Source organism: Buchnera aphidicola (Rhopalosiphum maidis) (assembly GCF_003671935.1).
Classification (GTDB): domain Bacteria; phylum Pseudomonadota; class Gammaproteobacteria; order Enterobacterales; family Enterobacteriaceae; genus Buchnera; species Buchnera aphidicola_AL.
On sequence record NZ_CP032759.1, the window covers coordinates 320,650 to 344,715 of the forward strand.

The 24,066-nt window shown below is 25.1% G+C and carries 25 protein-coding genes and 5 tRNA genes; 12 read left to right on the plus strand and 18 right to left on the minus strand.

Features of this window, described 5'->3' with window-relative positions; genetic code table 11:
• Positions 1 to 12: 12 nt before the first annotated feature.
• The 3 genes from ispF (at position 13) to queD (ending at position 2,017) form a co-directional block, all read left to right on the plus strand.
• Positions 13 to 516, plus strand: a complete 504-nt coding sequence (gene ispF / locus D8S97_RS01640) for a 2-C-methyl-D-erythritol 2,4-cyclodiphosphate synthase (RefSeq protein ID WP_158361162.1) — start codon at positions 13 to 15, stop codon at positions 514 to 516.
• Between the two features lie 263 nt (positions 517 to 779).
• Positions 780 to 1,616: a peptidoglycan DD-metalloendopeptidase family protein gene (locus tag D8S97_RS01645; protein ID WP_261789594.1), complete on the plus strand. Its 837-nt coding sequence runs from the start codon at positions 780 to 782 to the stop codon at positions 1,614 to 1,616.
• Positions 1,617 to 1,654: 38 nt separating this feature from the next.
• Positions 1,655 to 2,017 carry a 6-carboxytetrahydropterin synthase QueD gene (queD, locus tag D8S97_RS01650; RefSeq protein ID WP_158361163.1) on the plus strand — a complete coding sequence of 121 codons (363 nt, stop codon included), beginning with the start codon at positions 1,655 to 1,657 and terminating at the stop codon, positions 2,015 to 2,017.
• A gap of 15 nt (positions 2,018 to 2,032) precedes the next feature.
• Here queD and queE read toward each other — a convergent pair whose 3' ends face one another.
• From queE to glnS, 4 genes are all read right to left on the minus strand, one after another.
• Positions 2,033 to 2,692 (minus strand): 7-carboxy-7-deazaguanine synthase QueE, encoded by a 660-nt coding sequence (gene queE / locus D8S97_RS01655; protein ID WP_158361673.1) that lies wholly within the window; start codon positions 2,690 to 2,692, stop codon positions 2,033 to 2,035.
• An 89-nt stretch (positions 2,693 to 2,781) separates the two neighbouring features.
• The gene (gene eno, locus D8S97_RS01660; RefSeq protein ID WP_158361164.1) at positions 2,782 to 4,092 is read right to left on the minus strand and encodes a phosphopyruvate hydratase; all 1,311 of its coding nucleotides are present in this window, start codon (positions 4,090 to 4,092) and stop codon (positions 2,782 to 2,784) included.
• Positions 4,085 to 5,743, minus strand: a complete 1,659-nt coding sequence (locus D8S97_RS01665; RefSeq protein ID WP_158361165.1) for a CTP synthase — start codon at positions 5,741 to 5,743, stop codon at positions 4,085 to 4,087. The genes eno and D8S97_RS01665 overlap by 8 nt, the downstream gene beginning before the upstream one ends.
• Before the next feature lie 147 nt (positions 5,744 to 5,890).
• Positions 5,891 to 7,588, minus strand: coding sequence for a glutamine--tRNA ligase (gene glnS, locus D8S97_RS01670; RefSeq protein ID WP_158361166.1), 1,698 nt, complete (start codon positions 7,586 to 7,588; stop codon positions 5,891 to 5,893).
• Positions 7,589 to 7,742: 154 nt separating this feature from the next.
• Between glnS and D8S97_RS01675 the strand changes: the two genes are divergently transcribed.
• From D8S97_RS01675 to D8S97_RS01695, 5 genes are all read left to right on the plus strand, one after another.
• Positions 7,743 to 7,816 (plus strand) — tRNA-Met (locus D8S97_RS01675).
• 10 nt (positions 7,817 to 7,826) lie between these two features.
• Positions 7,827 to 7,908, plus strand: a tRNA-Leu gene (locus D8S97_RS01680).
• 40 nt (positions 7,909 to 7,948) lie between these two features.
• Positions 7,949 to 8,023: transfer RNA gene (locus D8S97_RS01685), tRNA-Gln, on the plus strand.
• Between the two features lie 171 nt (positions 8,024 to 8,194).
• Positions 8,195 to 8,854 (plus strand): ribose-5-phosphate isomerase RpiA, encoded by a 660-nt coding sequence (rpiA, locus tag D8S97_RS01690; RefSeq protein ID WP_158361167.1) that lies wholly within the window; start codon positions 8,195 to 8,197, stop codon positions 8,852 to 8,854.
• Between the two features lie 43 nt (positions 8,855 to 8,897).
• Positions 8,898 to 9,491: a 5-formyltetrahydrofolate cyclo-ligase gene (locus D8S97_RS01695; protein ID WP_158361168.1), complete on the plus strand. Its 594-nt coding sequence runs from the start codon at positions 8,898 to 8,900 to the stop codon at positions 9,489 to 9,491.
• 2 nt (positions 9,492 to 9,493) lie between these two features.
• Here the strand turns inward: D8S97_RS01695 and D8S97_RS01700 are convergent, their stop codons facing one another.
• Both D8S97_RS01700 and D8S97_RS01705 read right to left on the minus strand, forming a co-directional pair.
• Positions 9,494 to 10,234 carry a 16S rRNA (uracil(1498)-N(3))-methyltransferase gene (locus tag D8S97_RS01700; RefSeq protein WP_158361169.1) on the minus strand — a complete coding sequence of 247 codons (741 nt, stop codon included), beginning with the start codon at positions 10,232 to 10,234 and terminating at the stop codon, positions 9,494 to 9,496.
• 4 nt (positions 10,235 to 10,238) lie between these two features.
• Entirely contained in the window at positions 10,239 to 10,934 is a 696-nt protein-coding gene (locus tag D8S97_RS01705; RefSeq protein ID WP_158361170.1) for an endonuclease, read from the minus strand.
• Positions 10,935 to 11,151: 217 nt separating this feature from the next.
• On the opposite strand from D8S97_RS01705, the gene metK reads away from it, so the two are divergent.
• On the plus strand, positions 11,152 to 12,291 hold the full coding sequence (metK, locus tag D8S97_RS01710; protein WP_158361171.1) for a methionine adenosyltransferase: 1,140 nt from the start codon (positions 11,152 to 11,154) through the stop codon (positions 12,289 to 12,291).
• A gap of 124 nt (positions 12,292 to 12,415) precedes the next feature.
• On the opposite strand, the gene gshA is transcribed toward metK, so the two are convergent.
• The 6 genes from gshA to D8S97_RS01740 form a co-directional block, all read right to left on the minus strand.
• Positions 12,416 to 13,972, minus strand: coding sequence for a glutamate--cysteine ligase (gshA, locus tag D8S97_RS01715; RefSeq protein ID WP_158361172.1), 1,557 nt, complete (start codon positions 13,970 to 13,972; stop codon positions 12,416 to 12,418).
• Between the two features lie 113 nt (positions 13,973 to 14,085).
• Positions 14,086 to 14,159 (minus strand) — tRNA-Arg (locus tag D8S97_RS01720).
• Between the two features lie 28 nt (positions 14,160 to 14,187).
• A tRNA-Ser gene (locus D8S97_RS01725) sits at positions 14,188 to 14,280 on the minus strand.
• A 128-nt stretch (positions 14,281 to 14,408) separates the two neighbouring features.
• The gene (csrA, locus tag D8S97_RS01730) at positions 14,409 to 14,591 is read right to left on the minus strand and encodes a carbon storage regulator CsrA (protein WP_011053910.1); all 183 of its coding nucleotides are present in this window, start codon (positions 14,589 to 14,591) and stop codon (positions 14,409 to 14,411) included.
• Positions 14,592 to 14,785: 194 nt separating this feature from the next.
• The gene (alaS, locus tag D8S97_RS01735; RefSeq protein ID WP_158361173.1) at positions 14,786 to 17,437 is read right to left on the minus strand and encodes an alanine--tRNA ligase; all 2,652 of its coding nucleotides are present in this window, start codon (positions 17,435 to 17,437) and stop codon (positions 14,786 to 14,788) included.
• 50 nt (positions 17,438 to 17,487) lie between these two features.
• The gene (locus tag D8S97_RS01740) at positions 17,488 to 18,222 is read right to left on the minus strand and encodes an outer membrane protein assembly factor BamD (protein WP_158361174.1); all 735 of its coding nucleotides are present in this window, start codon (positions 18,220 to 18,222) and stop codon (positions 17,488 to 17,490) included.
• A 181-nt stretch (positions 18,223 to 18,403) separates the two neighbouring features.
• Here D8S97_RS01740 and rluD point away from each other — a divergent pair, with 181 nt between their 5' ends.
• Both rluD and fis read left to right on the plus strand, forming a co-directional pair.
• Entirely contained in the window at positions 18,404 to 19,351 is a 948-nt protein-coding gene (rluD, locus tag D8S97_RS01745) for a 23S rRNA pseudouridine(1911/1915/1917) synthase RluD (protein WP_158361175.1), read from the plus strand.
• A gap of 147 nt (positions 19,352 to 19,498) precedes the next feature.
• Entirely contained in the window at positions 19,499 to 19,798 is a 300-nt protein-coding gene (fis, locus tag D8S97_RS01750; protein WP_158361176.1) for a DNA-binding transcriptional regulator Fis, read from the plus strand.
• Positions 19,799 to 19,900: 102 nt separating this feature from the next.
• On the opposite strand, the gene aroQ is transcribed toward fis, so the two are convergent.
• A complete protein-coding gene (gene aroQ / locus D8S97_RS01755) occupies positions 19,901 to 20,350 on the minus strand; it encodes a type II 3-dehydroquinate dehydratase (RefSeq protein ID WP_158361177.1) in 450 nt (149 codons plus the stop codon).
• A 149-nt stretch (positions 20,351 to 20,499) separates the two neighbouring features.
• On the opposite strand from aroQ, the gene tldD reads away from it, so the two are divergent.
• A complete protein-coding gene (tldD, locus tag D8S97_RS01760) occupies positions 20,500 to 21,951 on the plus strand; it encodes a metalloprotease TldD (RefSeq protein WP_158361178.1) in 1,452 nt (483 codons plus the stop codon).
• A gap of 100 nt (positions 21,952 to 22,051) precedes the next feature.
• Here the strand turns inward: tldD and rplS are convergent, their stop codons facing one another.
• The 5 genes from rplS to rpsP are packed head-to-tail and all read right to left on the minus strand — an operon-like array spanning position 22,052 to position 24,012.
• Positions 22,052 to 22,399: a 50S ribosomal protein L19 gene (gene rplS, locus D8S97_RS01765; RefSeq protein ID WP_158361179.1), complete on the minus strand. Its 348-nt coding sequence runs from the start codon at positions 22,397 to 22,399 to the stop codon at positions 22,052 to 22,054.
• Positions 22,400 to 22,428: 29 nt separating this feature from the next.
• Positions 22,429 to 23,238 (minus strand): tRNA (guanosine(37)-N1)-methyltransferase TrmD, encoded by an 810-nt coding sequence (gene trmD, locus D8S97_RS01770; RefSeq protein WP_158361180.1) that lies wholly within the window; start codon positions 23,236 to 23,238, stop codon positions 22,429 to 22,431.
• Positions 23,229 to 23,597 (minus strand): ribosome maturation factor RimM, encoded by a 369-nt coding sequence (rimM, locus tag D8S97_RS03195; protein WP_315968481.1) that lies wholly within the window; start codon positions 23,595 to 23,597, stop codon positions 23,229 to 23,231. Before rimM ends, trmD begins: the two co-directional genes overlap by 10 nt.
• Positions 23,594 to 23,734 (minus strand): hypothetical protein, encoded by a 141-nt coding sequence (locus D8S97_RS03200; RefSeq protein WP_261789567.1) that lies wholly within the window; start codon positions 23,732 to 23,734, stop codon positions 23,594 to 23,596. The genes rimM and D8S97_RS03200 overlap by 4 nt, the downstream gene beginning before the upstream one ends.
• A gap of 20 nt (positions 23,735 to 23,754) precedes the next feature.
• Positions 23,755 to 24,012: a 30S ribosomal protein S16 gene (gene rpsP, locus D8S97_RS01780; protein ID WP_158361181.1), complete on the minus strand. Its 258-nt coding sequence runs from the start codon at positions 24,010 to 24,012 to the stop codon at positions 23,755 to 23,757.
• Between the last annotated feature and the right edge of the window lie 54 nt (positions 24,013 to 24,066).

The following is a 24,066-nucleotide window of genomic DNA, read 5'->3' on the forward strand; positions in this document are numbered from 1 at the left end:
GATATATTTATAATGAGAATTGGATATGGTTTTGATATTCATACCTTTGGTGGTATAAAGCCATTAATTATTGGAGGTGTCCAAATACCCCATAATCAAGGCCTAATAGCTCATTCTAACGGTGATTTGTTAATACATTCTTTAATAGATGCATTATTGGGTGCTACTGCTATGGGTGATATTGGTACTTTTTTCCCGAGCGAAGATGCAAAATATAAAAACGTTAATAGTAGAATTTTACTAAAAGATATCTGGAAAAAAATTTATTTAAAAAACTATTATATATGTAATATTGATATTACTATTATTACTGAAACTCCTAAGATGTCATCTTATATCTTTCTTATGAGATCAAATATAGCATCTGATCTTAATATCAAGCTAGACAAAGTTAGTGTAAAATCAACAAGTTCTAAAATGATAGGATGTATTGGAAGAAAAGAAGGAATAGCTTGTCAATCTCTTGTAATGCTTGTAAAATCTAAAAAGAGTAATAAAAAAATTAATAAAATTTAGTATAATTTATTTTATTAAATAAAATTATTACTTAATTTTATTATTTATATAATTAAATGGTATAATTTAATGCAATTGAAATTTTTAATATACAAATTGTTTTTTTTAATATTTACATTTTTCCTTTGTAAAAATTTTGTTTTCGGAAATTCAATTAATAAAAAAAATATTTTTTTTAACAATTCTAAAATTTCACGAGATCATTTTTATGAGAATTATTTTAAAAATGTTCTTTTTTTAAAAAAAAAGAATGTTTTTCTTTGTTGATAAATAGTAAGAAATATTTTTATAAAAAAAATGAAATTTTTATCAGTAATCGAGAATATATTATTTCTTTTAAAAAGAACATTTTTCACATTTTCTATATTATTAAAAATAAAGATACATTATATTCTATATCTAAACGTTTTGGTTATAATTATCAAGAACTATCCAAATTTAATAAAATTAAAAAACCCTATAAGATATTCGTCGGACAAAAAATATGGATAGCAGACATATCAATTAATAATATTAATCATTTAAATTGTACTTTTTTTAATTTTAATAATCAATTAAAAAAAGAATACAATTCTTGTAAATTTTTTTTTGAACAACCATTAAACATTGAAAAATTTTTAAAAAAAAATCGACTTTTTACTAAAATATGTTTTTTCTGCAATAAAAAATTAAACGAAAAAAAATATACTCAATTTCAAAAAAAATCAATTTTTTTTTCTAATTATTGGTCTTGGCCTATAAAAAATCCAAAAATACAAAGTTTTTCTCGTTTTCGAATTAATAATCGACACGGAATTGAAATTTCTGGTTTTAAAGGACAACCTGTTTTGGCTGCTGCTTCAGGAGAAGTAGTATATGTTGATGATTATTTCGAAAATTATGGTAAATTAATTATTATTAAACATAAAGATAATTATTTGAGTATATATGGATTTAATAAATCTATTCTTGTTAAACAAAAAGATCAAGTATATAAAAATCAAAAAATTGCTACTATGGGTATGTTAAATAATAATTTAGCTAAATTATATTTTGAAATACGTTATAAAGGTGAACCTATTAACCCATTAAATTTATTACCTATTTTGAAAAATAATTAAAAATTCTATTAGTCTTTTAAAATTACATTGAGAAAAATGTGAAAACTACCATATTTAAAGATTTTCAATTTGAGGCGGCACATTATCTACCGCATGTCCCTAAAACGCATAAATGTAGACGATTACATGGTCATTCTTTTTTCATTCGTTTAGAACTTAAAGATAAAATCGATAAAAAACATGGATGGATAATAGACTATGCTGAAATTAAATTAGCGTTTCAACCAATTTATGATCAGTTAGATCATAGTTTTTTAAATGATATTCCAGGTTTAGAAAATCCAACAAGTGAAATATTAGCTAAATGGATATGGGATCGTTTAAAACCTAAATTGTCTATTTTAAATACTGTTATAATTAAAGAAACATGTACTTCAGGATGTATTTATCAAGGTTTTTAGTATCACAAAGATCATTTATCTAATTTTAAGATACTTGTGTATTTGTACTGATAATCGCCAATTTTTTATTAAACATATTTTGATACAAATATTTAATGCTTCTTTATTTTGACTAATTGGTTGCAAAAAAATAAAATTATTTTTTTTATTTTTTATTTTTTTTAGAATACTTTCTAAGTAAAATAAATCTTCTTCTTTTAAAATAGGATATTTAATTTCATTAGAACGAAATATTGATGTATCTAGTACTTTTTTATTCATTTTAGGAGAGAGTGTAATCCAAGTTTTTAAAGAACATCTAATTAATTCAGTTCCACTAGTTTCTATTTGACATTTATAACCTTTTTTTTCTAGCTCTTGTGTGATCTCTAAAAGATTATACAAGCATGGTTCTCCACCTGTAATAACAATATGTTTAGCTGTCCATTTTTTAGTTTTTATTATTAGAATAATTTCTTTAACATTTATGTAACTCCATTTTCTATCTGACTCTTTTTTCATTATTATTTTTTTATAAGAAATCTGATCTTGATTACTGCGTTGCCACGTATATTTAGTATCACACCATGTGCAATGTACTGGACATCCTTGTAGTCTAATAAAGATTGATGGTGTTCCAGTATAGTAGCCTTCACCTTGTATTGTTTGAAAAATTTCATTGATTGGATAGTACATAATTAGACTCATGACAAATTATCAATATTTTATATTAATGAGAAACAGGCATATATTTTAGAATACCTGATTCTCTTTAAGAAAATTTTTTATCTTAAAAAAGATGAGTGTACTTCTTTTAATCCATAAAAAGGAGCATTTTTTTCACCTAGATTTTCTTCTATTCGAATTAATTGATTATATTTAGAAGTTCTATCACAGCGACTCATTGATCCTGTTTTAATTTGTCCTGATGCAGTCCCTACTGATAAATCCGCTATTGACGTGTCTTCTGTTTCACCTGAACGATGAGAAATAATTACACCGTAATTAAATTTTTTTGCTATTTTGATGGTTTCCATTGTTTCAGTTAATGTTCCGATTTGATTTAATTTTATTAAAATTGCATTTGCAATACCTTTTTTAATCCCTTTTTTTAGAATGTTTTTATTAGTAACAAATAAATCGTCTCCTACTAATTGGATTTTATTACCTAATTTTTTTGTTTGATATAAAAAACCTTCCCAGTCTGATTCATCTTGTCCATCTTCAATAGAAATAATAGGATATTGATTGGACAAATTTTCTAAATAATGAGTTAGTTCCTGTGAACTAAACTCAATACCTTCTCCGATAAATTGGTATTTCTTTTTGTTTTTATTATATAATTCAGAAGCTGCGCAATCTATAGCTAGTGTAATATCTTTTCCTAATTTGTATTTAGTTTTATGTATTGCATCTTGAATTGTGTTTAGAGCTTCTTCATTAGATTTAAAATTTGGAGCGTATCCTCCTTCATCTCCTACTGTAGTACTCATTCCCTTATCTTTTAGTAAATTTCCTAATGAATAAAATATTTCTGCTCCTATACGTATAGCTTCTTTTATTGATTTGGCTGAAATGGGTTGTATCATAAATTCTTGAAGATCAATATTATTATTGGCATGTTTTCCTCCGTTAATTATATTAATCATTGGTAAAGGCATTGAAAATACACCAGGTGTATTGTTAATTTCTGCAATATGTTGATATAAAGGAATTCCTTTAGAAGATGCTGCTGCTTTAGCAATAGCTAAAGATACAGATAAAATTGAATTAGCACCTAAATTAGATTTATTTTCTGTGCCATCTAAATTAATCATAGTTTGATCAATATCAAATTGATCTTTTGCATTTTTGTTTTTTAAGGCATAAAAAATTTTTTTATTTATTATTTCGACTGATTTTTGAACACCTTTACCCATAAATCGGTTGTTGTCTTGATCTCTTAATTCCCACGCTTCTAAAGAACCAGTTGAAGCACCAGAAGGTGATGAAGCCAAACCAATGAAACCTCCTTCAAGAAGGACTTCGCATTCTATAGTAGGATTACCTCTAGAATCAATTATTTCACGACCAGTAATTTTTAATATTTTAGACATTTTTTACCTTTGTTTTAAAATTGTTTTTTATTTTTTTTGCTGATTTTATAAAATCTATAAATAATGGATGTCCATCGCGTGGTGTAGAAGTAAATTCAGGATGAAATTGACAACCAATAAACCATGGATGATTAGGAATTTCTATGATTTCAACGATATTGTTTTTTTTAGAACGTCCTGCTATTCTTAATCCATTTTTTTCTATTTTTTGTAATAAAAAATTGTTTACTTCATATCGATGTCTATGCCGTTCTATAATAATATCTTTTTTATATAATTTTCTAGATAAACTGTCCTCAGTTAATTTACAAGGTTGACTACCTAGTCTCATAGTACCTCCCAAATTAGGATCATTATTTTTTGTCCCATTAATTACATCTTTTATATCATTTTTTTGAGCATTAATTAAATCAATAACAGGAAATTTACATTTTGGATCAAATTCAGTAGAGTTCGCTTCTTTAATACCTATGACATTTTGTGCAAATTCTATAATTGCTATTTGCATTCCTAAACATATGCCAAAATATGGAATATTGTTTTCACGTGCATATTGAACAGAAAGCAATTTTCCTGTTATACCACGATCTCCAAAACCACCTGGTATTAGAATACCATCAAGACTTTTTAATAATTCAAATTTTTTATTTTCTATTTCTTGAGAATTGATTAATTCTATTTTTACTTTAATTTTGTTTTTTAATCCTGCATGTTTAAGTGCTTCTATTACTGATTTATATGCATCAGGTAATTTAACATATTTTCCAATTATACCAATAATAATTTCTTTATTGGCATTTTTTTCTTCATAAACGACTTTTTCCCATTCTTTTAAATCAGCTTCAGGAACATTTAATTTAAAATATTCACAAATATAATTGTCTAGTTTTTGATCTTTTAATAACTTTGGTATCGTATATATTGAATCTACGTCTTTTAAAGAGATTACAGCATTAACTGGAACATTGCAAAATAATGCAATTTTTTCCCTTTCTCTTATAGGCACAGTTTGTTGAGAACGACAAATTAAAATATCTGGTTGTATGCCAATTGATAATAATTCCTTTACTGAGTGTTGAGTAGGTTTAGTTTTAATTTCTCCAGCTGTTTTTATATACGGAACGAGTGTTAAATGTATATATATTACATTTTTACGACCGACATCGACTGCTAATTGACGAATTGCTTCTAGAAATGGTAAAGATTCAATATCTCCAACGGTTCCACCTATTTCGACAAGAATGATATCACTTCTTTTAGAACATAAAACAATTCTATCTTTAATAGCGTTAGTAATATGAGGTATTACTTGAATAGTTGAACCTAAATAATCACCTCTTCTTTCTTTTTTCAAAACTTCAGAATAAATCCCTCCAGTAGTAAAATTATTTAAGCATGTCATTTTTGTTCGAATAAAACGTTCATAATGACCTAAATCTAAGTCTGTTTCAGCACCATCTTCAGTAACAAATACCTCTCCATGTTGAATAGGACTCATTGTGCCTGGATCAACGTTAATATATGGATCTAACTTCATAATAGTTATTTTTAAATTTCGTGCTTCTAATATAGCTCCTAAAGAAGCAGCTGCAATACCTTTTCCTAAAGATGACACTACGCCACCAGTTATAAAAATATAATTTTTAGTCATGCTAAATATAAAAACATCAGTTAAAATAAATAGGTAGTTTTAAAATTTTAATATTTAATTAAATTATTTTTATTCAAATACTTTAAATAGTTTTTAAATATAAAAGTTTTTAATTTTATTTTAAAATATTAAGTATAGTGCAAAATTTTAATTTTTAATTTTTTTAAAATTCCACGAATCTCGCAAATGAACAGTACGATTGAAGACTAATTTATTTTTTTTCGAATCAAATTCATCTAAACAAAAATACCCAATTCTTTCGAATTGAAAAGATAAACATACAGAATTATTATTCATTTTTTTTATTATATTTTGAGCTATTTTTTTCTCGATAAAACCACTTTTTCTTATTAATGAATCAGAATTTAAAAAAGATAAGAAATTTTTTTCTTTTTCAGGGTTTTTAATTTTAAATAATTGGTTATATAATTTAAATTGGGCTGGAAATGAATTTTTTACTGCAATCCAGTGTATTACTGCTGGATTTTTTTTATTGATTGGTTTTTTTCCTAAACTATTAATATCACAGAAGCATATTATATTAATAATATTACCATTTTTATCTTTTTCTATTTTTTCTGCTTTTATTATATACGCATATCTTAAACGGATTTCTGCTCCAATTTTTAATCTTTTATATTTTTTGTCGTATTTTTCTTTAAAATCTTCTCGTTCAATATATATTGTATTTGTAAATATAACTTCATGAGTTCCTAAATTTGGATTATTTGGATGATTTGGAACTATTAATTTTTCTTTATAACTATCATCTATATTATATAAAAATATTTTGATTGGTTCTAATATAGCCATAGTACGAATTGCTTTTTGATTTAGTTCTTTTCTAATACAGTATTCTAGCATAGAAAATTCTACTAAATTATTTTGTTTAGTAATACCGATTCTACGACAAAATTCACGAATAGAAGACGCTGTATATCCTTTTCTTTTTAATCCAGAAATAGTGAGTATTCGTGGATCATCCCATCCATCAACTATTTTTTTTTCAATTAAAACTGTGATTTTTCTTTTAGATAAAATTGAGTATTCTAGATTTAATCTAGAGAACTCATATTGTTTTGGGTAATGTTTGACACTGGTATTTTTTAGAATCCAGTTATACAAATTTTTATTATCTTGAAATTCTAATGTACAAAAAGAATGTGTTATGCCTTCAATAGAGTCAGATAAACAATGAGCAAAATCGTATGTAGGATATATGCACCATTTATTTTCAGTTTGGTGATGTGTGGAAAAAATAATTCGATATAATACAGGATCACGCATAACAATAAAGGAAGAATTCATATTGATTTTAGCACGTAAGCATGCTTCTCCTTCATTAAATTGTCCTTTTTTCATTTTTTTGAATAATTTTAAGTTATCTTCAATACTTCTATTTCTATAAGGGCTGTTTTTCCCTATAGTTTTTAAAGTTCCTCGATATTCTCGTATTTCTTGTTTTGTTAATTCATCTACATACGCTAAACCTTTTTTAATTAATTCTTTTGCATATTCATATAGTTTTGGAAAATATTCAGAAGAATAGCAAATTTTTTTATGCCATTTATAACCTAACCATTTAATATCTTTTTGAATTGAATTAATATATTTAATATTTTCTTTAGTAGGATTTGTATCATCGAAACGAAGATTACAATATCCATTGTATAAATTTGCGAGTTCAAAATTTAAATGTATTGATTTAGCGTGCCCAATATGAAGGTATCCGTTAGGTTCAGGAGGAAAACGTGTATGTAATAATAAATTTTTATTTTTCTTGAAATCTTCATTAATAATTTTATAAATAAAATTATTGTTTTTTTTTTCTATTTCAGTACTCATTTTTTTTAGGTCTCGTTTTATTTTTTAAAATATATAAAAGAATTACTTGTTTTTAAATAAATAATTATATTGATTATTTATTTTTTATATTATAAAATAAAAAAAGTAGTATCTTTATAAAACAATAAAAAAAACGCTTTTTATTTTTTGATTAGGCTACGTAGCTCAGATGGTTAGAGCACAGCACTCATAACGCTGGGGTCATGGGTTCAATTCCCGTCGTAGCCATTACATAGTAGCGGGAGTGGCGAAATAGGCAGACGCACCAGATTTAGGTTCTGGCGCCGCAAGGTGTGCGAGTTCAAATCTCGCCTCCCGTATATTAAAATATTCTTCTTTAAAAAAAATCTGTAATGATAATGGGGTATAGCCAAGTGGTTAAGGCACCGGTTTTTGATACCGGCATCCCTGGTTCGAATCCAGGTACCCCAGCCATTCTAGAAACATCTTTTTTTTCTCTATACAAAAGTTTTTTATAAAAATATATAAATTATTTTTTTATTAAAATAATAATTTATAATTAAATTATTGGTTTAATGATGTTAAAAATCTATTATTCTTTTCTATTTTAGAATATTTATTTAAAATAAAATAGGTTTTTATACTATGAATTTAAATGAATTAAAAAAAAAAGCAGCATGGGCTGCATTAGATTACATTTGTCCTGGAACTGTTATAGGAGTAGGAACAGGGAGCACTGTTTTTTATTTCATTCAAGCTTTAAGCACAGTAAAAAACTTAATATCTGGAGCTGTTTCTAGTTCTAATTCTTCTACTATTTTATTAGAACAACATGGAATAGAAGTATTAGATTTAAATACTTTTGATTCATTAGAAATCTATGTAGATAGTGCAGATGAAATCAATAATAATATGCAAATGATTAAAGGTGGTGGAGCAGCTTTAACAAGAGAAAAAATCATTGCTGCTATGTCAAAAAAATTTGTTTGTATTATTGATGAATCAAAACAAGTAAATATTTTAGGTAATTTTCCATTGCCTATTGAAATTATTCCTATAGCATTTTCTTATATTTCAAAAGAAATCCTAAAAATAGGAGGTCAACCAAAATTAAGAGAAAATATTACAACAGATAATGGGAACATAATTATAGATGTTTATAATTTATATATCAATAATCCAATCTTAATAGAAAAAAAAATAAATTCATTACCTGGAGTTGTTAGTGTTGGTTTGTTTGCTTCAAGAGTTGCAGATGTTGTTTTAATCGGCACTCAAAAAGGAATTAAGATTATTAAAAATTAACTTTATTTATTAAAAACTATTAATAATGTAATTTATATAGATTATGTCAACTAAACTCTTACAAAATCGAAAAGAAATTCGATCTTATATTCGAATAATACGTAATTCGATAACGTTAACACAACAATATGATGAATCAAATAAAATTTTAAAAACTATTTTTAATTGTGATTTTATTCATAATTCTAAAAACATTGCTTGTTTTTTATCTTTTGATGGAGAAATAAATACATATCCTTTAATTTTAAAATTATGGTTAAAGAAAAAAAACGTATTTCTTCCTATAATAAGTTCTATGTTTTCAAAAAAATTATTTTTTGTTCGGTTTACCTCCCAATCTATTTTATATTACAATCAATATAATATATTAGAACCTTTTTATAACATTCAAGATATTATTTTAGAATCAAATTTAGATTTGATAATAGTACCCTTGGTTGCATTTGATCATAAAGGTGTTAGACTTGGTATGGGTGGAGGTTTTTATGATCGATTTTTAATGCATTGGAAAACAAAAAAATTTATTCCGATAGGAATAGCCTATGATTTTCAGCGTGTTAATTATATACCTAGACAACCTTGGGATGTTTCCTTACCTATTGTTTTAACACCTAATAAAATATACTTTTTTCATTAAAATTAACTGAAATCACCAAATTTTATTTGTAAAGCAGTAATTGCTGCAATTACAGCTGTTTCTGTTCTTAAAACTCTAGGTCCTAATTTAATAGGAATAAATCCATATTGAATTATTTTTTCCATTTCTAAAAGTGAAAATCCACCTTCACAGCCTATTAAAAATCGAACAAAGTTAATTTCTTTAGGCAGTTCGTTAATTGTTAACGTAGCATTTGGATCAAATACTATTTTTATTTCATTTTTATATTTTTTTTTGCACCATGTGAAAATATGTTCTGGTTGTTTAATTTCAGGAATATTATTACGATGACATTGTTGACAAGCAGAAATTACTATATTTTTCCAACGTATATTTTTTTTTGAAAAACATCTTAAATTTTTTTGAAAATTACAGTATTCTGAAAATAGTGGGGTAATTCTATTTACTCCTAATTCAACAGATTTTTGGATAGAAAAATTCATTTTTTTATTTTTTGATAGTACTTGTCCTAAATGAATTGATAATGGTGATTCGAGATTTTTTATTTGTTTTTTTAAAATTATTATTTTTATTGTTTGACTGTTAATTTCTTTTATTTCAGAAAAAAAAATATAATTAGTATTATTAAATATTTCTATTTTATCTTTTTCTTCCATTCTCAATACTTTTTTTACATAATGTGTACAAGATTTAGATAACGATATTACTTGATTAATTTTTAAAAAATCTTCGATATAAATTCGTGGAATACGTTTTTTCATTTTTTTAATTTTTTGTTTTTAAATAAGAAATTTTGCATTTTTTATAAATATAATTATTATGGCTTCCTTGTATTTGAAATATTAAATTTTCTCTTTCACATTCCCATTTAGTTACAGGAAAATTAATATCCCATATTTTAAACAAATTCCTTTCGATTTTAGATAATTTAATTTTATATTTTTTACTCATATAAAAATAAGTTCGAGCTATTTTCCCTTTAGCTCTATCAGGTGGTTCAGCTAATTTTTTTTTAAAATCTATTTTCATGGTACATTTACCATATTTTTTTATATTGCTATCTAGTTGACTGTATTTAAAATTAGATCGATCTCCATTTATTTCTCCAATAGCAGGTTGCAAATTATGAAGATCAAATTCAATTTTTTGATATAATTTATTCTTGATGCATTGTTTTCGTCCTCCATTTTTCCAGCATTTTTTTTCATGTCCAAATTCCCATGCTGGTACTACATGTTCCCATTCAATTCTAGTTGCTCGGTTTTTATTTTTTCGAATATTATATCCACATGATGATAAATCAGGTGTCCCTTTTTTCCCATTCCAAATAATTTTACATCCGCAATAAAATGATCCAGGTGCATTTTTGTGAATTTTAATTGCAAGCACTTTAGCTTGTTGAAAATTTTGTATATGATTTTTTTTAAAATTATTTTTTTTAGTTAAAAATAAAAAAAAAATATACTAATCGTTATCAAGATTATTTTTTTTATCATATTATTTTGTCTTTTTAAAAAATTAATTTTATTAAATAAGAAATTTTTTATTTTTTTATTTTAAATAAATATATTAATCAAGTATTATTTTTAACAATATTTTAAATTAGATAGAAATATTAGTATATCTTTTATTAAAATATTTTTTAATTTTTCAGAATTTTAAAAAAAGGTAAATAAAAATGACTGAATATCTTTTTACATCAGAATCAGTGTCAGAAGGACATCCTGATAAAATTGCAGATCAAATTTCTGATGCTTTATTAGATGAAATCATTAAACAAGATTTAAAAGCAAGAGTAGCGTGCGAAACGTATGTTAAAACAGGAATGGTTTTAATTGGCGGTGAAATTACCACTACAGCTTGGGTGGATGTTGAAGAAATTACTCGAAATACTATTAATAACATTGGTTACATTAATTCTGAAACAGGTTTTGATGCAAATTCTTGTGCAATACTTAGTGCTATAGGAAAACAGTCACCTGATATTAATCAAGGAGTAGATCGTTGCAATCCCTTAGAACAAGGAGCTGGGGATCAAGGAATTATTTTTGGCTATGCCACTAATGAAACAGAAGTTTTAATGCCAGCACCTATTACTTATGCTCATTTACTAGTAAAAAAGCAGTCTGAATTAAGAAAAAAAAATATTTTACATTGGCTTAGACCAGATGCTAAAAGCCAAGTAACATTTAAATATAAAAACGGTCATATAATCGGAATAGATACAGTAGTTTTTTCGACTCAACATAAAGAAAGTATTACTCAAAATATTTTAAAAGAAGCTGTTATGGAAGAAATTATAAAACCAGTTTTACCAAAAAAATGGTTAACTAAGAATACGAAGTTTTTCATAAATCCTACAGGTAGATTTGTTATTGGAGGCCCTATGGGAGATTGTGGTTTAACAGGTCGTAAAATTATTGTTGATACTTATGGTGGAATGTCTAGACATGGAGGAGGAGCTTTTTCTGGTAAAGATCCTTCAAAAGTAGATCGTTCTGCTGCTTATGCAGCAAGATATGTAGCTAAAAATATTGTTGCAGCAGGATTAGCAGATCGTTGTGAAATTCAATTATCTTATGCTATTGGAATTGCTGAACCTACTTCAATTATGATAGAAACTTTCAGAACTGGAAAAGTAAGCAATAAATCTTTAATTAATTTAGTTCGCAATATTTTTGATTTACGTCCTTATGGATTGATTGAAATGCTCGATCTTCTTCGTCCAATTTATCTTAATACAGCAGTATACGGACATTTTGGAAGAGAAGAGTTTCCTTGGGAAAAATTAGATAAAGTAGATGAATTATTGCAATAAAAATTATTTAGTATAATTCTCTATTTCGATAAAGAAATAAATAATTAAATAAATTATATATTAAATAATATAGTAAAGTGAACTCAATATGGAAAATTATGTTGATTTTTAATTATTTCCCATGTTAATTTTTAGCATGGGAGAGATTATTCTTTTTAAATAAAATTTCGTCTTTTTCTATTTTTTTTTGTTTTTTATGAGAGAGTATAACTTCACGTTCTAAAGTATTTTTATCTGAATTATAATTAAATTTACTAATAAATTGTTTATGATATTTATTTGCTAAATTTAATCCAGTTTTTTTTATTCCATTTTTGATTAAAAGTTTTAAACATTTTGCTGAATAAGTTAATTCTGGATTTTTAAAAAAAAGTATTATTTCTTCACATGCATGTTGATATTTAAAACTTTTAGATTGATAATCTAGTATTTTAGCAATTTTTTTTAAATCTTTAAAAATTTTTTCACCAATTTCAATTAGTGTTTTTTTTTCATATTTATTATTAATATAAATTTTTTGATTCGGTTTTCTTCCTTCAAAAATAATTTTGTCCCAATTTTTATTATTTACTAAAAAGTTTTCTTTATTCATTTTAGGTGCTTTAATTAATGCACACCAAATTAGAAATAAATCTAATATTAGTATTTGTTGTTTATTTATTCCTATTGAAGAGAATGGATTAATATCTAAAGAACGCACTTCTATATATTCAATTCCTCTTTTTCCAAGAGCTTCTAAAAGTGATTCGCCAGGATTAGTTTTTCTTTTTGGTCTTATTGGCGTATATAGTTCACTTTCCATTTGTAATATATTTGTATTTAATTGCAGAAATTCGCCTTTTTTGTTTTTTATTCCTATATTAGAAAACTTTTTTGAAGGTGTATTTATCGCTTTATGTAAAGATTCAATGTACGATTTTAAATCGTTGAACATAATATTCAATTCTGTAATAGAAGTTTTAGTATATCCGATATCGCTTAATCTCAAGGAAGTTGACCATGGTAAATATAACATGTCTTCTGTATTTTTTTTGAATTCATATTTTTTGTTTTTTAAAAAATGTTTTGATACTGCAGGTGATGCTCCAAATAAATAGGTAATAATCCATCCAAATCGATAATAATTTCTAATTAAATTTAGATAGCCACATGAAATATAATCTGTATTTTGTAAGTTATTTTCATATTTTTTCCAATTTTTCCAAAATATTTTAGGTAAAGAAAAATTATAATGTATTCCTGAAATAGTATTTACTAGATCACCATATCGGTTTTTTAAACCTTTTCTATAAATATTTTTTATTTTCCCAAGATCGGAAGTTCCATATTGAGCTATTTTAATAGTCATGGATTGATTATAAATATAAGGAATACTGAATGGCCACATTCGTTCATTTTTGATTTTATGAGCTGTGAAAGAATGTAAATTTTTTAAAAATTTTAATAAATAATTAATGCTACTACTAGCAGGTGTAATAAATTCTAATAAATTTTCTGAAAAATCAGTTGTGATCCATTTATGTGTTAAAGGTGAACCAAGTAAATATGGATGTTGGGTATTAGAAAAGTTACCATTTTTTTCAATTCTTAAAGTTTCACGCTCAATACCTCGAAAAATATCTTTTAATATTGCTGGCTGTTTTTTCAGCCAATCAATTTTTTTTGAGATATCCTCTATCAATTTTTTCTCCTTAATTTTTTTTTAAAAGATAATTTTTTAAAAAAATAATTTTCTTAAAGATTTATTTTTATACATGGTATTTTGCTTGATTAAGACGTTTTTTGGATTTTTTTTGCATCCGGGAGGATTCGAACCTCCGACCGTTCGGTTCGTAGCCGAGTACTCTATCCAACTGAGCTACGGATGCAATTTAAATGTGTAAAATACAATAAACATGGCGGTGAGAGAGGGATTCGAACCCTCGATGCAGATTATTTCTGCATACTCCCTTAGCAGGGGAGCGCCTTAATCCTCTCGGCCATCTCACCTGACTAAAAAATTTTTTATTATCTTAATAATACTTTTTTTTTAATATAAGTCAATTTTTTTTTAAAAATTTTTTGTAAAAAAATAAAAAAGCATCTTACCTAAAAGAAGTAAGATGCAGTATTTACTATCAACTTTTTTTTTGTTTTTTTTCTGCTTGAATACGTTGATATATTTCTTCACGATGTACCGAAACTTCTTTAGGGGCATTTACACCAATACGAACTTGGTTACCTTTAACTCCTAGTACTGTTACAGTTATCTCATCGCCAATTATTAACGTTTCGCCAACTCGACGAGTTAGAATAAGCATTCTTTTTTCCTTGAAATAAAAGATTTTAGCCCATCTGGTTCCTGGCTTTATAAACAACACGGGGTTAAACGTAGACCATAAAATGTCTTAATAGTATATCATTACATAAAATTCTTTTAATTATAAGCAATTTATTTGATAAATAATTATAAAAAAAATATTTTTATTTAAATTAAAAATAGTTTAATTAAATATTAATTGTTAAAATTTTCTATTTTTATATTTTCTAATTGTATTTTGATCCAGGATTTTATGTTAGTTAAAATCATAGGTAATTTTTTTATGTTCATGCTACCTCCTTCCGCAATTTCTTTTTTTCCTCCTCCCTTACCATTAGTTTTTTTAATAAAAATATTAATGATTTTCAATGCAGTTATATAATTAATTAAATTTTTTGTTACTCCAATAATAACTGTAAAATCATTTTTATTTTTATTTATAAGTATGATAATTGCAATTTTTAGTTCTTTTTTTAATTGATCAAGTATTATTCGCATAGATTTTTGATCATAATTTTGAAACGTATTAATTAATAAGTTTATTCCCTTAATATTATCAATATTTTTAATTAATTTTTTAATTTGATATACATTTTCTTTTTTTTGTAATTGATCTGTTTTTTTTTCTAAATATTTAACTTGTATTATTAATTTTTCTATTTTTTCTTTTATATTAGAATGTTTACATTTTAAAAGAAAAGATATATTGTTTATATTATTGTCTTTAACATGCAAATAATCGATTGCTTTTTGTCCAGTCACAGCTTCAATTCTTTTAATTCCTGATGATATACTTGATTGTTCTATTATTTTAAACAATCCAATGTCCCCAGTTCTTTTTGCATGAGTACCTCCGCAAAGTTCTATAGAAAAATCTTTTATAAACACGACTCTAACAAAATTTTTATATTTATGATCAAATAATGCTATAGCTTTTGTCTTTTTAGCTTCTTCTAAACTTAAATTTTTAACTTTAATTAAATTATTACTGCGAATTTTTTTATTAACAACGTTTTCAACTTTTTGTAGTTGAGATAAATTTATATTACCAGAATAAGAGAAATCAAATCTTAAGTGTGTATTACTGACTAAGGAACCTTTTTGAAAAACATTATCCCCTAATATTTTTTGTAGTGCAGCATGAAGTAAATGCGTTGCTGAATGATTTAACTGAATAGAATTTCTATATATTTGATCAATTTTACTATATATTAATTCATTAATTTCCATTTTACCTGAAATCAACGTTCCAAAATGTCCTATGGCATCTCCATATTTTTTTGTATTTTTTACTATAAAACGCGATTTTTTGTAATATAATTCACCTATATCACCTATTTGACCACCAGATTCTGGATAAAAAGGAGTTTTATCAAGAAAAATAGTTGCCGTTTGTTTTTTTGATATTAAGGATACAGATTTGTTTTTTATAAAAATATATTTTATTAATGATTTTGTTTTGTTTTTTTTGTAACCTTCAAATATACATGAATTATTAACAATGATATCTTCATTATAATCTTTATAAAACTTATTTTTTATATTAGATTGTTTTTTTTGTTCTTCTTTAGCTATATTATAACCTTTAAAATCAATATTTATATTTTTTTCACGGCAAATATCAGATGTTAAATCAATAGGAAATCCGAATGTATCATAAAGATAGAATGCAGTTTTTCCAGAAATTTTCTTATTGATGCTTTTTTTTATTTCTGTATTTAGTATTTTTAAACCTTTATCTAATGTTTGAGAAAATTGTATTTCTTCTATTTTTAAAGTTTTTTCTATTATTTTTTCTTTTTTTTTCAGTATTTTAGCAGAATCACCCATAATTTCTATTAAACTAGGAACTAGTTTATAAAAGAAATGATTTTTTATTCCAATTTTATGACCATGTCTAAGTGCTCTTCTAATAATTCTTCTTAAAACATATCCTCGATGTTCGTTTGAAGGTACAATATTCTCAGCAATAAGAAATGAAGAAGATCTAATGTGATCTGCAATTATTTTTAAAGAAGTATTATTTAAATCTTTTACTTCGGTAAATTCAGATATTTTATTAATTAATTTTTGAAAAATATCAATTTTATAATTAGAATGAACATTTTGTAAGACAGCTGATATTCTTTCTAAACCCATACCTGTATCTATAGATTTATTTACTAAAGGAATTATTTTTGTTTTTGAAATACGATTAAATTCTATGAAAACAATGTTCCAAATTTCTATAAAACTTTCATTTTTATTTTTTAAAAAATCATTAGAATTATCTACATTGCTGTAATTATAAAATATTTCTGTACATGGACCACATGGTCCAGTTTCACCCATTTGCCAAAAATTTTCAGAATCATATTGACAATTGTTTTTATTACCTATTTTTATAATATGATTAGAAGGAACATTGATAATGTTACGCCATATTTTATATGTTTCTTCATCTTCTTCGTATACTGAAATCCATAAATTATTTTTATCTATATTAAACCATTTTTTTGATGTAAGTAATTCCCATGCGTATGTGATTGCTTCTTTTTTAAAATAGTCATCAAAACTAAAATTACCAAGCATTTCAAAAAATGTGTGATGTCTTTTAGTATAGCCTACGTTTTCTAAATCATTGTGTTTTCCTCCGGTTCTTAAACAACGTTGCACAGTTGTAATACGCGGATAAAATTTTTGTTTTTGACCTAAAAAATATTCTTTAAATTGATTCATTCCTGCATTAGTAAATAATAATGTTGAATCGTCTTTTGGAATTAAAGAGCTACTTGGCATAATTACATGCCCTTTTTCTTTAAAAAAATTTAAGAACTTTTGTCTTATTTCATTTGTTGTGTTTTTCATTTTTTTTACTTAAATATTAAAAATAAAAATTAATTTATTTACAAAAAAAACTAAACTTTATTTAATAAAATAATTTTAGATATTTTTTCAGCTGTATCAAAAATTTTTAATGCAAGAAAAGATTTTTTCATGTATTCAAGTGCATTTATTGCAGCTAAGGTTTCTGGATACTTTTTCAGTATTTCTTCTCCTCGATTAATAACTGCTATATATTTTTTTTGAAAAAAATAATATTTTAATATTTTTAGATCATATTCTGATAAACGATTTTTTAAATAAAATAAGTCTTTTTTTGCATTTACCACATATGAACTATTAGGATAATTATAGATAAAGTTTTTAAGTTGGAAAAATGCTTTAGTTGCATAAATAGGATTGCTTTTATAAGTTTTTATAGAGAAAACGTTATGATATATTTTTTTATCTAAAGATATATTAATCAAACTTTTTATATAAAAGATATAATCTATATTTGGATGTTTTGGATATAATTTAATAAATTCTTCTATATTTTTTTCAGCCATATTGAATTCTGAAACTTTGTAGTAAGCATAAATCAAATTTATTCTAACCTTATCATCAATATAATTAATAATATTGTTCTTTTTAATATTTTCTAAATTAAATATTGCTTTATAGAAATTTTCTTCTTTCAATGCTTTTTTGCATTTTTGGTAAAAATAATAATTTGACATGAAAATATGACTTTTTAAATTTTGAGAATATACTTCAAAAGTTAAAAATAATATCATAAAAATAAATATAACATTTTTATTTTTTTTCATTAGTATTTGTCTTTCAATTAATAAAAATTTTTTAAATCGTATTTGTATTCAATAATGTATAAATTACTACTAATCTTAGTAAGATATAGAATATTAATAATATATACAATATCATATTCTGTAAAAATTAAAGGTTTAGATTTATATAAATATGTTTTATTGTAAAATAAGGGTTATTCCATTGGAAAAAAAAGAATTAAATGCTTTTGTACCTTATGTTGGTTTTACAGGAAAAAGACTAGATAAAATTTTATCTAAAATTTTTATACAATATTCTCGTACCTGTTTAAAGAAATGGATTATTATGAATAATGTTTATGTCGACGGAAAAATTGAAAATCAACCTGACAAAAAAATATTAGGAGGTGCAAAAATTACGGTTTGTTCTCCTATTGAGAAATCGCCTATTAATTTACCTGAAAATATTTTATTAAACATTATTCACGAAGATAATGATATATTAGTTATTAATAAACCGTCTGGTTTAGTCGTTCATCCAGGAGCAGGTAATGAAGATGGCACAATTTTGAATGCATTGTTACATCGTTATAAAAATATTAACCACATACCTCGTTGTGGAATTGTTCATCGTTTAGATAAAAATACGAGTGGATTAATGCTTATTGCAAAAACAATTTCTTCATATAATCAATTAGTAACATTGTTAAAAAAAAGAAAAATTATCCGAAAATATCAAGGTGTTGTTAAAGGTAACATGATTTCAGGTGGTGTTGTTAATTGTCCTATCATGCGCCATCCTTCCAAAAGAGTATGTATGATAGCCCATTCTTTAGGTAAAAAATCTATTACACACTATAGAATAATTAATCGTTTTAAATTGCACACCTATGTTTCTTTTAGGTTAGAAACTGGTCGTACACATCAAATTCGTGTGCATATGCTTCATATTGGATATCCTTTATTAGGAGACCCCCTATATGGAGGTATTAATTATGGTTTTAATAATTATAAAGAAAATGAAAAAATTCACCAAAAATTTAATTTTTTTCGTCAAGCATTACATGCTAATTATATTGAATTTGTCCATCCTGTTACTAAACAGTCAATGAGTTGGAAGGCGCCTTTACCACAAGATATGCAAGACCTTCTTTTATATTTAGATAAATGAATATATAATATTTTTAATAAAATTGAAAATAATTAGTTTTTTTTAAAATACAACATATCTCTTTTCTAAAGTATGATTTATTGTTTTAATAAAAAATTTAATTAATAATATATATACATCAAAAAAGATTAAAGAGTCGATCATTCTATGTCAGAAGATTCAATACATACAGAATTTTTAGTTATTCATACTAAAGACAAACAAGATAAAATGGTTAAAAAACCCTTGCGTATATTAGTAAAAAAATCTTTAGAAAATTATTTTTTACATTTAGATGATAGTAAACGTGTAGGTAATTTATATCAATTAGTTCTATCTGAACTAGAACGACCATTATTGGATACAATTATGCAATACACACGTGGAAATCAAACACGAGCTGCTTCTATTATGGGTATTAATCGAAGTACTTTGCGAAAAAAATTGAAAAGGTATGGTATGAATTAATTTAAAAATTAATATTGAATTTTATATTTTAATCCTATTGCACTTTCTAAAATTTCATCCTACAAAAGAAGGTGCAAATAAGATGTTTTTATCGATAGTTTTTTATAGGCTGCATCTTTTCGATATTGTTTTTAATGCCCAATAATAACCATCAAAACCTAAACCTGTAATAACACCTTTAGAAATATCAGATAACCATGAATGTGAACGAAAATTTTCTCTTGCATAAATATTTGAAATATGAACTTCAATAAATGGAATATCAACAGCAATTAATGCGTCTCTGATTGCTATACTTGTATGTGTAAATGCAGCAGGATTAATAATAATGTAATCAATTTTTTCTTTTTTAGAGGAATGTATTTTTTCGATCAGTGCATGTTCAGCATTAGATTGAATGTGACTTAACGATATATTAAGTTTTTTTGATCTTTTTTTTAAATTATCTACTAAATGAGATAAAGTTTCATCTCCATAAATTTCTGTTTCTCTAGTCCCTAAAAGATTTAAATTAGGTCCGTTTATCAATAACACGTTTATAATTTTTTTCATTATTATCTCGAATAAGTATTAAATTTGAAGTTTTTCTTAAAAATTTTGAAGATATTATATAACAATATCTATAAAAAATATTTTTTATTTTTTTAAATAATATTTTATAATAAATAATAATAAAATTTAACGCAAAAAAGTGAATTAAAATGACATTGGAATTAGTTAGTGAGTCTTTATTGACTGCAAATAAAATAAATCATCAAGATATTTTTTCTTCTTTAGAAGAGTTTTGTACTCATAACATAGATTATGGAGATTTTTATTTTCAATCTCGTTTTTGTGAATCTTGGTTATTAGAAAATAGAATTATTAAAGAAGGTGATTATCATTTAGATCAAGGAGTTGGCGTAAGAGCTGTTTGTAGAGAAACAACAGGATTCTCATATGCTGATCAAATATCTATAGATGCAGTGAGAAAAAGTGCTCGTATGGCAAAAAGTATTTTTGATGCGAAAGAAAAATCAAAAGTAAAACCTTTATTAAACCAAGAAAAAAAATTCTTTTATGATCCTATCAATCCACTAAAAACATTCACATCTAGAGAAAAAACTAATTTACTTTATAGAGTAGATCACATAGCACGTAGTATGGATGATCGTGTTGTAGAGGTAAATGCTAGTTTAAGTGGATCATACGAACAAATTTTAGTTGTTTCTACTGACGGTAATTTATCTTCAGATATAAGACCTTTAGTTGAATTCTCTGTTAGTGTTTTAGTCGAAGAACGAGGTAGAAGAGAGAGAGGTCGAAGTGGAGGGGGTAGCCGTACTAATTATAGCTTCTTCATCACACAAGATGATTGTTTTGGAGAAAATAGAGTTGATTATTGGACAAAGGAAGCTGTTCGTATAGCTTTATTAAATTTATCTTCAAAAGAAGCACCTTCTGGTACTTTTCCAGTTGTTTTAGGATCTGGATGGCCTGGTGTTTTATTACACGAAGCAGTAGGACATGGTTTAGAAGGTGATTTTAATAGAAGAGGAACTTCAATCTTTACTAATATGATTGGAAAAAAAGTTGCTTCAGAATTATGTACTGTCATTGACGATGCGACAATAAAAAATCAACGTGGTTCATTAAATATTGATGACGAAGGAGTTCCAGGGCAATGTAATGTATTAATTGAAAATGGTATTTTAAAAAAATATATGCAGGATAAACTCAATGCTCGTTTAATGGGAACAAAATCTACTGGTAATGGACGTCGTGAATCTTATTGTCATTTACCTATGCCTCGTATGACTAATACTTATATGACATCTGGAAAATCTAAGTTAGAAGATATTATTAGTAGTATTGATTATGGAATATACGCTATTAATTTTTCTGGAGGACAAGTGGATATTACTTCTGGGCAATTTGTATTTTCAACTTCGGAAGCTTATTTAGTAAAAAAAGGAAAAGTTTTTTCACCGATTAAACATACTACTCTTATTGGATCTGGTTTAGAAGTTATGGAACAGATATCAATGGTTGGAGACGATTTAAAAATGGATCAAGGTATGGGTATGTGTGGAAAAGAAGGTCAAAATATTCCGGTAGGAATAGGTCAGCCATCTGTAAAAATAGAAAAGTTAACTGTCGGTGGGACTGCTTAATTTTTTGAAATAAAAATTTTTATTTTTTTTTATAAATAATGGTGCAGTCAAGAATAACGTCATGACTGCATATTTAAATATTTTTTTTAAATAAAATAACTTATTCCATTCTTTCTTTAATTCGTGCAGATTTTCCAGTACGCGTTCTTAAATAGTATAATTTTGCCTTCCTCACTTGTCCTTTTCTTTTTACCAATATACTATCAATACTATGGGAATGAGTTTGAAAAACACGTTCAATACCTTCTCCATTAGAAACTTTTCGAACAGTAAAAGATGAATTTAAAGAACGATTTTTTATCGAAATAACTACTCCTTCAAAAGATTGTAGCCTTTTTTTTGAACCTTCAATCACCCATACTTTTACTTCAACTGTGTCTCCAGGACGAAAATTAGGTATATTTTTTTTCAATTGTTCTTTTTCAATTTCTTGAATAATATTAGTCATTTTTTTCCCTTTTTATAAAAAATTAAAAATTAACAATTATTTTTGTCTTTTTCTTTATTAATTTTTTTTTTAAATTTATTTAAGATTATTTTTTCTTCTTTTTTTAAAATTTTATTTTTTAATAAATCTGGTCGTTCTATCCATGTTTTTTCTAAAGATTTTTTTAGACGCCATAGACGAATTTTATTATGATTTCCGGAAAGTAATATTTCTGGTACTTTCATTTCGTTTATTATTTTAGGCCTTGTATAGTGTGGATAATCAAGTAGATCATTAAAAAATGAATCTTCTTGTATTGATTGTGTTTTTTTGATAACTCCGGGAATAAATCTAGAAATAGAATCTATTGCAACCATAGCTGCAAGTTCTCCTCCAGTAAGTATATAATCTCCTATAGACCATTCCTCATCTACTTGATTATCAATAATTCTTTGATCTATTCCTTCATATCGACCGCAGACAAAAATAATTTTTTTATTTTTAATTGTTTCTAGAATTTTTTTTTGATTGAATTGTTTTCCTTGAGGCGATAAGTAAATAACTACTGCAGTTTTTAACAAATCTTTTGCGTGTTGAATTGCAGAATACAATGGTTTTACACTCATTAGCATTCCTGGTCCTCCTCCATAAGGACGATCGTCTACAGATTTATATTTATTATCAGTAAAATCTCTTGGATTAAAAAATTTAATATTTATAATTTTTTTATGAATAGCTTTTCCAATTACTCCATAATTTGTGATTGCATAGAACATTTCCGGAAAAATTGTAATTATATAAAAGGATATTAAAGCACTATCATATTTTTTTTTATTTTGAGAACAATTATTTAATTCCATATGACCGTTATAATTTTATGTTTAATATTAATACACTGAACTATTTTATTATAGATAAAGGGAATCATTATTTTTTTAAAATTATTTTTTTCTAAGTGATCTTGTATAATAAGAATGTCGTTATTTTGATTTCTTATCAAATTAATTACTTTTCCTAAATATTTTTTTCTTGTATTAAATACTTCACAATCAATAATATCGTTCCAGTAGTATTCATCTTTTTTTAATGTAGGAAGTATGCTTTTTTCTATGAAAATATCTAAATTAGTAAATTCACTGATTATTGAACGATCAACGATATTTTTTATATGAATAATAAAATTATTATTGTGTTTTTTCCATTTATCAATATGAATTATTTCCCATTTTTTTTTTTAAGAATAAACAATGGAAAATAACTGAATATTTTTTCTTTATTTTCAGTAAAAGAAAAAAACTTTATCCAACCTAGTATCCCATAAGCTCTTCCTATTTTTCCTATTAAAATGGGATGCAATGGTTTTTTTAAAAATATATTTATAATGAATCCTCTCTTTTATTTAATAATTTTATTAGTTTTTTAGATCTTTTCGAAATCTGTGCTCCTTGTTTTTGCCAGTATGTAATGCGATCTAAATCTAGTTTAATAGCCGAATTTTTGTATTTATCAACTGGATTAAAATAACCTAATTTTTCTATAAATCGTCCATCTCTAGCAAATCGGCTATCTGCTACTACCATTTTGTAAAATGGACGCTTTTTAGTTCCATATAAGGCTAATCGAATTTTTACCATCTATTTTCTCTCTTATATATAAAGATTTTAATTTTTTATGTATTTTTTTATATA

Bases quoted from the DNA above. Each gene is read 5' to 3' on its own strand.
- queE (WP_158361673.1), bottom strand. From the start codon at position 2,692: ATGTACTATCCAATCAATGAAATTTTTCAAACAATACAAGGTGAAGGC.
- metK (WP_158361171.1), top strand. From the start codon at position 11,152: ATGACTGAATATCTTTTTACATCAGAATCAGTGTCAGAAGGACATCCT.
- D8S97_RS01665 (WP_158361165.1), bottom strand. From the start codon at position 5,743: ATGACTAAAAATTATATTTTTATAACTGGTGGCGTAGTGTCATCTTTA.
- rpsP (WP_158361181.1), bottom strand. From the start codon at position 24,012: ATGGTAAAAATTCGATTAGCCTTATATGGAACTAAAAAGCGTCCATTT.
- alaS (WP_158361173.1), bottom strand. From the start codon at position 17,437: ATGAAAAACACAACAAATGAAATAAGACAAAAGTTCTTAAATTTTTTT.
- aroQ (WP_158361177.1), bottom strand. From the start codon at position 20,350: ATGAAAAAAATTATAAACGTGTTATTGATAAACGGACCTAATTTAAAT.
- fis (WP_158361176.1), top strand. From the start codon at position 19,499: ATGTCAGAAGATTCAATACATACAGAATTTTTAGTTATTCATACTAAA.
- tldD (WP_158361178.1), top strand. From the start codon at position 20,500: ATGACATTGGAATTAGTTAGTGAGTCTTTATTGACTGCAAATAAAATA.
- eno (WP_158361164.1), bottom strand. From the start codon at position 4,092: ATGTCTAAAATATTAAAAATTACTGGTCGTGAAATAATTGATTCTAGA.
- ispF (WP_158361162.1), top strand. From the start codon at position 13: ATGAGAATTGGATATGGTTTTGATATTCATACCTTTGGTGGTATAAAG.
- rplS (WP_158361179.1), bottom strand. From the start codon at position 22,399: ATGACTAATATTATTCAAGAAATTGAAAAAGAACAATTGAAAAAAAAT.
- csrA (WP_011053910.1), bottom strand. From the start codon at position 14,591: ATGCTTATTCTAACTCGTCGAGTTGGCGAAACGTTAATAATTGGCGAT.
- glnS (WP_158361166.1), bottom strand. From the start codon at position 7,588: ATGAGTACTGAAATAGAAAAAAAAAACAATAATTTTATTTATAAAATT.
- trmD (WP_158361180.1), bottom strand. From the start codon at position 23,238: ATGGAATTAAATAATTGTTCTCAAAATAAAAAAAAATATGATAGTGCT.
- D8S97_RS01695 (WP_158361168.1), top strand. From the start codon at position 8,898: ATGTCAACTAAACTCTTACAAAATCGAAAAGAAATTCGATCTTATATT.
- rpiA (WP_158361167.1), top strand. From the start codon at position 8,195: ATGAATTTAAATGAATTAAAAAAAAAAGCAGCATGGGCTGCATTAGAT.
- D8S97_RS01740 (WP_158361174.1), bottom strand. From the start codon at position 18,222: ATGAAAAAAAATAAAAATGTTATATTTATTTTTATGATATTATTTTTA.
- D8S97_RS01700 (WP_158361169.1), bottom strand. From the start codon at position 10,234: ATGAAAAAACGTATTCCACGAATTTATATCGAAGATTTTTTAAAAATT.